Origin of the sequence: Dolichospermum sp. UHCC 0260, assembly GCF_009711985.1 — a bacterium.
In the GTDB taxonomy this organism is placed as follows: Bacteria; Cyanobacteriota; Cyanobacteriia; order Cyanobacteriales; family Nostocaceae; genus Dolichospermum; species Dolichospermum lemmermannii.
In genome coordinates, this window is sequence record NZ_VIKZ01000025.1 from 14466 (window position 1) to 25901 (window position 11436).

Below are 11436 nucleotides of genomic sequence, written 5' to 3' on the forward strand. Positions count from 1 at the left end.
CCGTACAGTTGTTAGTTGTTAATTTTTTGCGTGAGAACGACGACGACGACAACGTTCTGAGCAATATTTCACTTCATCCCAGCAATCTTGCCATTTTTTCCGCCAAGCAAACGGACGTTGACAGACTACACAGATTTTTTCTGGTAAATCAGATTTAGAACGAACACGCCCCATCATAATCAATACAAAGTTCAAACCATTCTTGAGGATAAGCAATAGTAGTTTTAATTAGTGAATAAAGTCTATCATCTTCTCTCAAATTTTGGATAAGTTGCCCCAAAGATATAATTTGTTGTTCAGCATCTTTAATTTTTTTTGCTGCCAATTTTGATCATTGTTTGACATAAGTTATAGTAATATATATGAAGATACCTGGTATACATTCCTAATGTATTTTAGCTTTGGTATCTGTTAATAATTGATAGATGTTACCCTAAATTGGATATTTATAAAGCATTAGTTAGTCATGTTCTATTTACTCTGGTAAAAACCGAACCGGAGTGGTTGCACAAACAAACCATCGGTAGTCTAAATTGGCTGTCGAAAGCCAGTTATTATCCTTCTACTAAATGGTTAAATAGCCTATTTCAGCAATATCTGTGTCTAAATGATCCGCGATTAGAACAAACCATACTGGGAATGAAATTTCCCAATCCTTTGGGGTTAGCGGCTGGATTTGATAAAGACGGTATTGCTGCTAATATTTGGCATAATTTTGGTTTTGGGTTGGCTGAATTGGGTACTGTTACTTATCATCCACAACCAGGAAATCCTCCTCCCCGTTTATTTCGTTTGCCTTTAGATCAAGCGGCACTTAACAGGATGGGTTTTAATAATGCTGGTGCTGTCGCAATGGCCGCAAGATTAACAGAGGCAAAACAACATTTAATTTACCCAATCCCAATACCGATAGGAATAAACTTAGGTAAGTCTAAGATAACATCCTTGGAACTAGCAGCGCAGGATTATCTAGAGAGTTTTCGATTACTGAAGGATTTGGGTGATTATTTTGTAGTTAATGTTTCCTCTCCCAATACACCGGGATTGCGATCGCTCCAGGATGCTACCATGCTCAGTCAAATCTTGGATATGCTACAGCAGGAAAATACTGCACGAAAACCCATATTTGTGAAGATAGCCCCCGATTTAGAATGGGAAGCAATATCTGACATTATTGCTCTGGTTAAAACCTACCGAATTGCTGGTTTAATCGCCACCAACACCACGATTAGCCGGGAAGGACTCAAAACCCAAATTATTGAAAAAACTGGTAAATCCCCCCAAGAGGAAGCGGGAGGAATTAGCGGAAAACCAGTGAGAGATCGCTCCACAGAAGTAATTCGCTTCATTTACCAACAAACCCAAGGGCAGATGCCTATCATTGGCGTAGGTGGCATATTTACTGCTGAGGATGCTTGGGAAAAAATCACAGCCGGAGCTTGTCTTATTCAAACTTATACAGGCTGGATCTATGAAGGACCAATGATGGTACGCCGGATCATGTCCGGTTTATTAACCAAGCTAGAAGAAAACGGACTAACATCCATCAGTCAAGCGATTGGGATTGGTCAGTAGGGGCGAAGCATTTGGAAGATAAATTATCGGTCATTGCCAAAAATAGTTCTCCAAATGCTTCGCCCGTACAGTTGTCAGTGGTAAAACTGCTCCCTGCTCCCTGCCTCCTATTCTTCCATGGGGAAAAACTCCTTAGACCTACGAGAATAGGACCAAGCAATACCATCAGGATCACGGCTACGACACCACTGGGCAAAATCTGGGTCATTGCGTCGCTTGTAAACCGTACTGGAATAGACATTTAGCCGTTTAGCTAATTCAGATTGAATCAGCGAACCAAAAACTAACTGTTCTTCTAGAGGTTTTCTCACTTCCTCGTGGGTAGGAACAGATTCAGATTTGGATTCAGACTTGGATTCAGATTGCGCTTCCTCCTCCTGGGGAATAGGAGGAGGTGGAGCTAAAAAAGAGCGGGCAATTTTGGTAACTGGTTGCGCGGGAAGTTTTTCTACCAATTCACTACTATCAAGAATATCGCCGAGAATACTGGCATTAATAAAATAGTACAATTGATCTTCTTTTTTTGAATCTAGGACACTAGCGCCAAATTCCTTAGCTTTACTATCCAAATAGCGTTTTGCCACCTGTCCCGAAAAATTACCCTTGATTGCCAAGTCCATGGGTGTAATTTTGCCCTGGTTTTCCCGAATCAATTCATAAAAAAGCGGGTTAACTTGGTTACACCACTTTTCCCACCTATATTGCTGCCAAAGATTGAAAACCATCAGCAGTAATAACAGCAGCCCTAATACTTTCCAAGTATTGACTAGGAAAACAATCACAAACGATATCGGCAAAATAAGAACGAGAAAACTTTTGCCGTAATTTTCTATGGTTTTTTCACTCATGCTGATTTTTGCCAAGTGAACTTTTACAAAATAATATTCTTATATTGGCAAAAATTTGGCCATTTGTTTGTATCTTTTGGCAAAATTATCGCCAATTATTCGGCAAAAGCTACTGATGCAATAAAAAAGTGACTAATTGTCTCAGTATATTTTTTCAAGCCTTTGAGAAATTGGTGTGTAGTCAGATTAGGTTCACAAAGATTAAAATTAAGCGATGATATAGCGGTATGCACTGGAATGAGATTCTAATTTTCACCCCAGAGGCTTACACCGAAAGGATTGTACTCCTAATTGCTGACCGCTAAAAGCTACTATAATCATCAATCACCAATTGCCAAACAGTCAGTAACCCAGCCCTAAAGGGACTGGGCTTGCAAGAGTAATCAAGCAAGCCGTGCTGACCAGACCACCCTGAGCGTAGTCGAAGGGTAGCCGTTATTTGAGTCACGACACCCCGGAATGCGTAGCTAGTTCCCCGCTCTGTCATTTGCAATTAAACAGTTTTAAGGTCACTGAAACAGTGTTGCAAGTCTAACAAGCTCTTATAACTGGTCGTTCGCGCCAGCGTGCCGGAGGCATCTAGCTAACATTACCCCAGAAATGGGAGTTGGTTTCCAGATTCCAATCAAAAATCTGGTTTCAATTTTAATATCCACAGCGGTTAAAACCGCTCGTGTCGCTTCCCTCTCAGCCCTAAAGGGACTGAGTTTCCCACTTACCGCGATATCTTATGAAGATACCTGGATTTCCTGGTGACAGAGATAAAAAATCAACTTCAACCGGACGAAAATCCTATTTTTTGATTCCCCCATTAGCACTTTGGCATCCTTGGTGGCATCAATTTATGGATTGGATGGTAATATTTTTAACTGTCATGTTATGTTTACTAATGTTGCCAACTCGTCTCCCCGGAATGGAATTATTAGGCATTGGTCCTAACTGGCTACTGATTTGGGTAGTGGCTTGGAGTGTCAATCGCTCAGTATTTTCTGGTCTGCTGTCAGGGATCATTTTGGGGCTATTACAAGACGCAATGACATCACCTGATCCAACTCATGCCTTGAGTTTGGGAATTGTGGGAATGTTAACAGCCCTGATGCAAAAACAGCGGTTTATTCAAGAAGACTTTATTTCCATTGCTTTAATTGTATTTGCGATGGCTGTAGTGGCAGACACTATTTTTGCTTTCCAGTTATCTTGGGTAGGAAATCGTCATGCAGCCAGTATTTGGACATATTACCAACGGGCTACCTTAGCTTCGGCAATTCTCAGTAGTTTGTGGGCGCCTGTGGTTTATTATCCTCTTAATCGCTGGTGGCAGCAGATGAAATTAATTCGTAATTCGTAAGTCAAATGGATAATTTTCCAGGAGTCTCTCCCAAATCTGCATCATTACCTCAAGATCCTCAACTTATAACACAGCCTGTAGTCCCAGAAATAGTAGGTGATGACTTTGACTCTCGCATGATGGGAAGGTGTGTGGAATTAGCCCGGACTGCCTTAGGACGCACTTCACCAAATCCCTTGGTGGGGGCGGTGATTGTCCAAAATGGGGAGATTGTGGGAGAAGGATTTCATCCTTGTGCTGGTGAACCTCACGCCGAAGTTTTTGCCCTGAGAGCAGCGGGAGAACGGGCGCGAGGAAGCACTATTTATGTGAGTCTTGAACCTTGTAACCACTATGGACGTACTCCTCCCTGTTCCCAAGGGTTGATTAATGCGGGTGTGTCTAAGGTGGTAGTAGGGATGGTTGATCCTAATCCCTTGGTAGCAGGTTCTGGAATTGCGCGGTTACGGGCTGCTGGGATAGAAGTGATAGTTGGAGTAGAGGAAGCGGCTTGTCGGCGATTAAATGAAGGGTTTATTCATCGCATTCTCTATCAACGACCTTTAGGGATTTTGAAATATGCTATGACTTTAGATGGTAAAATCGCCACTACTGCTGGTCATAGTGCTTGGGTAACAAATCAAGATGCTCGCACTGAGGTTTATCAATTGCGAGCCGCTTGTGATGCGGTGATTGTTGGTGGGAATACGGTTAGAAAAGATAACCCTTATTTGACTAGCCATCAAGTTGAGGCTCATAATCCTCTGCGAGTGGTGATGAGTCGTAGTCTAAATTTACCAGAACAAGCTCGGCTATGGGATACTCAGGAAGCTCCAACTTTGGTTGTAACGGCAGTTGGTAGTTCACAGGCTTTTCAAAAAATGCTGCGCGACAAAGGGGTGGAAGTGGTGGAATTTAGCTCACTCACCCCAGAAGCAGTCATGAGTCATTTATCTGAGCGCGGGTTTTGTAGCGTGCTATGGGAATGTGGTGGTATTTTAGCAGCTAGGGCGATCGCTCAAGGCTCTGTCCAAAAAATTATGGCATTTATCGCCCCCAAAATTATTGGTGGAGATCATGCTCCTACACCTGTGGGAGATTTGGGTTTGACCAATATGACTGAAGCGTTACTTTTAGAGCGCGTCAGTTGGCGTGTTGTTGGTAATGATTGCTTGGTGGAAGGTTATTTACCACCCAAAATAAAATAAATAGCACAGATACTCAGCTATGATTCTTGGCGTTCATAAGCTAAATCACGAATCAGAGTTAGCCGAGATTGAATGTAATCACAGAGAAAATCAATTTCATGGGCATCTAAAAAGGCTTGATTCGTGATTTGTTTAACTAACCACTGTACCAAACTAGTATCATCAAGCTGCAAAAGCGTTACTGTGTGAGTGGCTTCAACGATAGACCAAAACTGACGCATGATTGTTGGACTCATTCGGCCTCTATTTAATCATTAATTTAGTTATTTTCAGATTATACAGTTCTGATATTAATTAACTGCCTAAATCTACAACTAGATATAACTATTATTAAAAATTTAATAAATGGGCAAATATTTTGCTGAAAATGAAGAAATGTCAAGTTATATGAATTAACTTAATTTTACTTAACTAAGATCACAATTGGTAATTGGTAAAAGTTTTTTTTGTTGTCTTTTACTCTTTTCACAAAAAGAAGGGAACAGGGAACAGGGAACAGGGAACAGGGAAAAATCAGAGTTTGAGCGGTTTTGGCTGGGAGATTAAAGTTTATTAACTTCCAATTTCAGATTTTTTGTATTAAAGTAAATGTAACCAGGTTATCTATATTTTTACAAGATGACAAAGTAATGGTTCAACCTGATAACATAAGGAATGCAGTTGCGGAAAACCCCCCAACGTTTCATTCTATTGATCTAAATAGTATAAATCAATATTGCCAAAACAATCCTGTTGGCAAAATGTTACCTGATGCGTTTTACATTCATATTTTAGCCTTACATACTCTTGACCCTTGGCTTCAGGAATATGAAAACCGCGCCCGTACTTGTAGTGAGCGAAGTCGAACTAGTGCCTTACTTAAAGTTCAGTCTGCAACTTTAGTTAAATTTAGCACGAATAAACCCAAGATATCCTATCTATTTTATCCTGATTTTGATACTGATCCTCATCCGGCTTTACAAGCTAGTATTCAGGTTGACGTAGAAACTCTAGAAGTTGGTTATCGGGATTACAGCGATTCGGAAAATCCCCCCATTCTGCACCGCAAAGAAACTTTTGTAACTCCAGAATATCCCCTCTATGAAGAGTTTGCAGCTTTAACTCGCGCTCAAGTCGCTTTAGGTTTACTTAATCATACTAGGGGAATTGGTACTAAGTTGGGTTGGGAACAACGGCTACAAGTTTTTGGGGTGGAGGTACAAGGACATAGCTTGATTAAACGCGAAAGCAGTTCTACAATTACAAATATAGTTCCCAAAATAGAACGCCACAAAGCCGCTATTATTCGTCCTGATTTATCCCGTCCTGTGCGTTTAGCCTTGGAATCGAGCTTATTTAGTCCAGAAACTACCTTTTTTGATTATGGTTGTGGACATGGTGGAGACGTTACCCGCATTGCTGAACAGGGTTATACAAGTTATGGCTGGGACCCTTATTATTCTGCACATACACCGAGAATCGCTGCGGATATTGTGAATATTGGTTTTGTGATTAATGTCATTGAGCATCAAAGCGAGCGCCGGGAAGCTTTAATTCAAGCTTGGGAACTGACTCAAAAGGTGCTGTTAGTAGCCGCCCAAGTATTGATATCTGATATTAAGCGGGGTGTAATTGCTTATGGCGATGGCATCATCACTAACCGTAACACATTTCAGAAATATTATGAACAAGAAGAATTAAAAATTTACATTGACCAAGTATTAGGAGTTGACGCAATTCCTGTGGCTTTGGGGGTTTATTTTGTGTTTCGAGATGATGCTGAAGCGGAGTTATTTCGCGCTTCTCGGTTTCGTTCCCGGGCGACTACTCCCAGAGTCCGTCTTTGTGTAAAACGGTTTGAGGAACATCAGGAATTATTAACGCCGTTGATGAATTTTCTGACGGAACGGGGAAGAATGCCTATCAAGGGAGAATTACCTCAAGCAGCGGAAATTGCTGAGGAATTTGGGAGTTTACGCCGGGCTTTTAATGTCATTATACAGGCAACTGACACAGAAGAATGGCAAGCGATCGCTGACAAACGCCGTCAAGATTTGATGGTTTATTTAGCGCTGTGCAATTTTAGCCGTCGTCCCCGATTAGGACAATTAGCACCAGCAGTCCAAGAGGACATAATTGGTTTATATAGTAGTTATAAACAAGCTTGTTTAGATGCTGACCAAATGTTACGCAGCTTGGGAAATACAGAACTCATTATTAAACGCTGTCAAGAAAGCAATGTTGGTAAAAAATTACCTAATTCCCTTTGGGTGCATATTTCCACACTACAAGCAGTTGACCCTTTATTACGCCTGTATGAAGGTTGCGCTAGTCGGACTCTGGGAAGATTAGAAGAAGCAAATGTGATTAAATTCCATCTGAAAACACCTAAGATCTCTTATTTATTTTATCCTGATTTTGATATTAATCCTCATCCCATTTTATCAAAAGTGATGACAATTGATTTGCGAGATTTGCACGTTACTTATCAGGATTATGATTTAGAAGATGATCCACCAATCTTACACCAAATAGATGCTTTAGTTACTTCTGATTATCCCCAATATGAGAAATTTGCTAAGTTAACTCGTCAAGAAGAAGATAGAGGACTTTTAGATAATTGGCACAGTATTAGTCATGTTTCTGGCTGGAAAAAATGCTTACAAGAAAATTGTACTGTTATTGATGGTTATAGGTTATTTTGGGTTAAAGATGCAGATGCTTATAAGTTGAAAGCACTTAAAGCAGCTTTGAGAACTAGACAAAGAAGGAAGAATATTTCTAACGAGTCACAGAGACACGGAGAGGAGGAATAGAGAGGTTTTTTTAAGTTTGTTTTGCTAGTTTTATCCAGTTTTCGATTCCTTTTTTTGTGGGGATTCCTGAGTTATTAAATGTCCAAATATCTCGTTTATGTTGTTGTCCATAACTAATGTGAATTGGTTGGTGGGGACTGTAAAAATACAGGGAATCAAAGGGTAGTTTTGTTTGTAATATCCATTCTACTAGTTCTGTGCTGGGTAAGTCTGTAATTAGAAAATCACAAGCTGCACCTAATCTTTTACAGTAGTATGTACCATTTTTGTTGATTTCATGGCTAATATGTTGGTCGAGATTGGGGGCTACACGTCCATTTTTTTGACCTGTAACTGGGTCTTTTTTCTCAAGATACTTTTTTAGGTCTGGAGAACAAAAACCGTAGGTAAGTTGAAATTTTTCTCTACTAAAATAATCTATAATTGGGTCAATGATAAATTTATTTAAATCCTGTAATGCTGGAATTACTTCTGGTAGATTTTGTGGATATGGGTTGATCTTTTGGGCATATTTATGATAGGTTTGTGTGCAGGTACAAAATTCTTCTAAGGTTAGATATTTTCCTAATTTTAAATTGTGAGTATTCATAAATACTGGATAGCAATGAGGCTGGTGATTTTATTGTAGCATTTGCTAAAGTTCTGGTTCATTAATTGCCCAGAAGTTAGAAAATGTGAATAAATTTATGTTTAGTTTAAATAAACAACAGGATTAATCAAGATTTAATTATATTTTAAATTTTGTCCGACTACTTACCAAGGTCTAGAAAAGTATGAATGTTCAAGAACTTTTAGCTAGATACGCGACAGGAGAAAGAAGCTTTACCTGTATTGCTTTACCAGGAGCAAATTTGCAAGGAGTCAATTTGGGTGGGGTGGACTTCGGTAGAGCAGATTTAAGAGGAGCAAACCTGACAGCAGCTTCTTTGAGTGGAGCTAATTTGAGTAAAGCGAATCTTCAAGGAGCAATATTGGCAAGAGCGCATTTATCCGAAGTTATTCTCTGTGGTGCTGATTTAACTCAAGCTACATTAACAACTGCTCATTTAAATGAATCAGACCTCAGTGGTGCATTGTTGAGTGGTGCTAATTTATGTGATGCTAATTTACACATGGCATCAATTTCCGCCGCAAACTTACAGGGTGCAAATCTCAGTGGTGCAAAAATGGGAGGTGTGAGAATGTGGAAAGCAGATTTACAAGGTGCGGACTTGAGTGGTGCTGATTTAAGCGAGGCTAATTTGTGCGAAGTAAATTTAACTGGAGCTAATTTAGATGATACAGATATGAGTGAAACTTTCTTAACTGGGGCGATTATGCCTGATGGTAGCATTCATAGTTGATGTTTGGCATTACTGATGCTGATCATTTCGCTTTTAGATAACTACTGGCATAAAAATTAATGTTTACTCTTCGTGACTCTGCGCCTCTGCGTGTTAGCGAAGCGGGGCGAAGCCCGACAAATTCTTCTTCTTCACCACCAAGTCCAGAAAAACAAAATAAATCTATCATTGGTATGATTTCTAATATACTAGACTTTGTTATACACTGAAAAAAATTAATGTATACCAGTGAATTAGCTAAATATTCTGTGAGAACGGACATTGGACAAACCAACCGTATCCTGATAGTGGAAGACGAAGAACTGATTCGGGAAATGTTAGTTGTGGCCTTGGAAGGGGAAGGCTATGAAGTAATTACCGCTAGTGATGGCCGAGCAGCGATAGAATATCTGAAAAGTTGTGAAGATAATTCTGAAGAACTGCCTTTAGACTTGGTGTTATTAGATTTGATGTTACCGCAAATTAATGGCCTAGACATTTGCCGTTTTTTACGTCATCAAGGCAACTCAGTGCCAATTTTAATGTTGAGTGCTAAAGGTAGTGAAACTGACCGAGTCCTAGGCTTAGAAGTGGGTGCTGATGACTATTTGACAAAACCATTTAGTATGCGAGAATTGGTGGCGCGGTGTCGGGCGTTACTTCGTCGTCAACGTTTAATTTCATTGCCACAAGTTACTGTCCTCAAGCACAAAGATATAACTTTAAATGCTCAAGAGTGTCGGGTTATAGTCCGTGGAGAAGAGGCAAGTTTGTCTCCCAAGGAGTTCCGACTGTTAGAATTATTTATGAGTTATACCCGTCGGGTATGGTCACGAGAGCAATTATTAGATCAAGTATGGGGTCCAGATTTTGTGGGGGATAGCAAAACTGTGGATGTTCATATCCGCTGGTTACGGGAAAAGTTGGAGGAAGATCCTAGTCATCCAGAATATATTGTAACTGTGCGGGGTTTTGGTTACAGATTTGGGTGATTGGTGAAGATAGTTGTTAATTTTGAGTAATAACACACCAACTAACGACTTCAATGCTTTTACTGGGATTTTCGCTGGGTTTAGCTGTCGGCCTGGGTTTTTGGGTTTGGCAACAGGTTCATTTGCACTGGTATTTAGAACAATTACTACAATCGCCAAGTTCTAATTTGCATAAAATTACCAATATTAAACTGCTGCTAAGACCTCGCTTACGGCAGGAAATCTCTATGGTGAATAGACAGCAACAAAATTTGCAGCAATCATTGTCCATGTATAAGGAATTACTGGATTTTGCTCCGCTGGGATATTTGCAGGTAGACGAGGAAAACCAATTGTTGTGGTGCAATCAACAAGCGCGGGAAATCTTATATCTTCAAAGATGGCAACCTGGACAGGTGCGTTTGTTGCTAGAGTTGGTGAGGTCTTATGAATTAGATCAGTTAATTGAACAAACTCGTGATTGGCAAAAACCCCAGGTGCAGGAATGGGTTTTTCATCCCGCTTGTGAAGATGCTAAGGTGATGACAGAATTAAAGCCCATGTTTCTGCGGGCTTCTAGTTTGCCATTACCAACGGGACAGGTGGGAGTATTTTTGGAAAATTGCCAATCTGTGCTAGATATGAAGCAAGAACGCGATCGCTCTTTTTCCGATTTAGCCCATGAACTCCGCACCCCGTTGACGGCAATTCGTCTCGTGGTGGAAACTCTGCAAACCCGTTTAGAACCACCTTTAGACCGTTGGGTTAATAGGCTGATGCAAGAAGTTGACCGACTGATTAATTTAGTCCAAAGTTGGTTGGAGTTGACGCAAATGCAAAACAATCCCACCATGCAGTTAAATTTGGAAATGGTGGAAATGCGATCGCTCATCATCTCCGCATGGGAAACCCTAGAACCAATTGCCCAGAGTCATTCTCTCAGTATTAACTATTCTGGACTAGACAGCATCTGCATTCAGGCAGATAAATCTCGACTTTATCAAGTATTCGTCAACTTGCTAGATAATAGCATCAAATATAGTCCAGCCACCACAACTATTGACATTGAGACTAAAATAATTTCTACTGATAACGGTCAAATGTTGGAAATAAATATTATTGATTTCGGTGTTGGCTTTGCTGTTGACGACTTACCTTATGTATTTGAAAGGTTTTATCGCGGAGATAAAGCCCGGTATCGTTCACCAGTCAATGAAGTAAATTCGACAACGGGAATTGCTGGTAGCGGTTTAGGTTTAGCCATTGTCCAGCAAATAGTCATGGCTCACGGTGGTGTAATTAAAGCCATGAACCATCCAGAAACAGGTGGTGCTTGGATACAAATTCAATTTTCTCAAGTTATGACAAATTTACCTAGTAGTTTGTCAAG

General features: G+C 40.2%; 12 protein-coding genes. 7 read left to right on the top strand and 5 right to left on the bottom strand.

The features are described 5' to 3' along the window. Positions 1 to 18: 18 nt before the first annotated feature. Positions 19 to 174 carry a DUF2256 domain-containing protein gene (locus FJR08_RS11640; RefSeq protein WP_015080582.1) on the bottom strand — a complete coding sequence of 52 codons (156 nt, stop codon included), beginning with the start codon at positions 172 to 174 and terminating at the stop codon, positions 19 to 21. Next, positions 155 to 325: a hypothetical protein gene (locus tag FJR08_RS11645; RefSeq protein ID WP_162471197.1), complete on the bottom strand. Its 171-nt coding sequence runs from the start codon at positions 323 to 325 to the stop codon at positions 155 to 157. Before FJR08_RS11645 ends, FJR08_RS11640 begins: the two co-directional genes overlap by 20 nt. Positions 326 to 438: 113 nt before the next feature. On the opposite strand from FJR08_RS11645, the gene FJR08_RS11650 reads away from it, so the two are divergent. Next, on the top strand, positions 439 to 1575 hold the full coding sequence (locus FJR08_RS11650) for a quinone-dependent dihydroorotate dehydrogenase (protein ID WP_168633266.1): 1137 nt from the start codon (positions 439 to 441) through the stop codon (positions 1573 to 1575). Between the two features lie 107 nt (positions 1576 to 1682). Here FJR08_RS11650 and FJR08_RS11655 read toward each other — a convergent pair whose 3' ends face one another. After that, complete coding sequence (locus FJR08_RS11655; RefSeq protein ID WP_168633267.1) at positions 1683 to 2423, bottom strand: hypothetical protein; 741 nt, start codon at positions 2421 to 2423, stop codon at positions 1683 to 1685. A gap of 730 nt (positions 2424 to 3153) precedes the next feature. Here FJR08_RS11655 and mreD point away from each other — a divergent pair. Both mreD and ribD read left to right on the top strand, forming a co-directional pair. Further along, positions 3154 to 3771, top strand: coding sequence for a rod shape-determining protein MreD (mreD, locus tag FJR08_RS11660; RefSeq protein ID WP_015080585.1), 618 nt, complete (start codon positions 3154 to 3156; stop codon positions 3769 to 3771). 5 nt (positions 3772 to 3776) lie between these two features. Then, positions 3777 to 4958 carry a bifunctional diaminohydroxyphosphoribosylaminopyrimidine deaminase/5-amino-6-(5-phosphoribosylamino)uracil reductase RibD gene (ribD, locus tag FJR08_RS11665; RefSeq protein WP_168633268.1) on the top strand — a complete coding sequence of 394 codons (1182 nt, stop codon included), beginning with the start codon at positions 3777 to 3779 and terminating at the stop codon, positions 4956 to 4958. Between the two features lie 17 nt (positions 4959 to 4975). On the opposite strand, the gene FJR08_RS11670 is transcribed toward ribD, so the two are convergent. After that, positions 4976 to 5194 (bottom strand): hypothetical protein, encoded by a 219-nt coding sequence (locus FJR08_RS11670; protein ID WP_015080587.1) that lies wholly within the window; start codon positions 5192 to 5194, stop codon positions 4976 to 4978. A gap of 393 nt (positions 5195 to 5587) precedes the next feature. Between FJR08_RS11670 and FJR08_RS11675 the strand changes: the two genes are divergently transcribed. After that, entirely contained in the window at positions 5588 to 7753 is a 2166-nt protein-coding gene (locus FJR08_RS11675; protein ID WP_256369720.1) for a DNA phosphorothioation-associated putative methyltransferase, read from the top strand. A gap of 10 nt (positions 7754 to 7763) precedes the next feature. Here FJR08_RS11675 and FJR08_RS11680 read toward each other — a convergent pair whose 3' ends face one another. Beyond that, positions 7764 to 8342: a hypothetical protein gene (locus FJR08_RS11680; RefSeq protein WP_015080589.1), complete on the bottom strand. Its 579-nt coding sequence runs from the start codon at positions 8340 to 8342 to the stop codon at positions 7764 to 7766. 184 nt (positions 8343 to 8526) lie between these two features. Here FJR08_RS11680 and FJR08_RS11685 point away from each other — a divergent pair, with 184 nt between their 5' ends. From FJR08_RS11685 to FJR08_RS11695, 3 genes are all read left to right on the top strand, one after another. Further along, positions 8527 to 9096, top strand: coding sequence for a pentapeptide repeat-containing protein (locus tag FJR08_RS11685; RefSeq protein ID WP_015080590.1), 570 nt, complete (start codon positions 8527 to 8529; stop codon positions 9094 to 9096). A gap of 218 nt (positions 9097 to 9314) precedes the next feature. Further along, positions 9315 to 10067 carry a winged helix-turn-helix domain-containing protein gene (locus FJR08_RS11690; RefSeq protein WP_148766327.1) on the top strand — a complete coding sequence of 251 codons (753 nt, stop codon included), beginning with the start codon at positions 9315 to 9317 and terminating at the stop codon, positions 10065 to 10067. A gap of 53 nt (positions 10068 to 10120) precedes the next feature. Continuing rightward, the coding region (locus tag FJR08_RS11695) for a cell wall metabolism sensor histidine kinase WalK (RefSeq protein WP_168633270.1) at positions 10121 to 11436 on the top strand (1316 nt) is incomplete at its 3' end.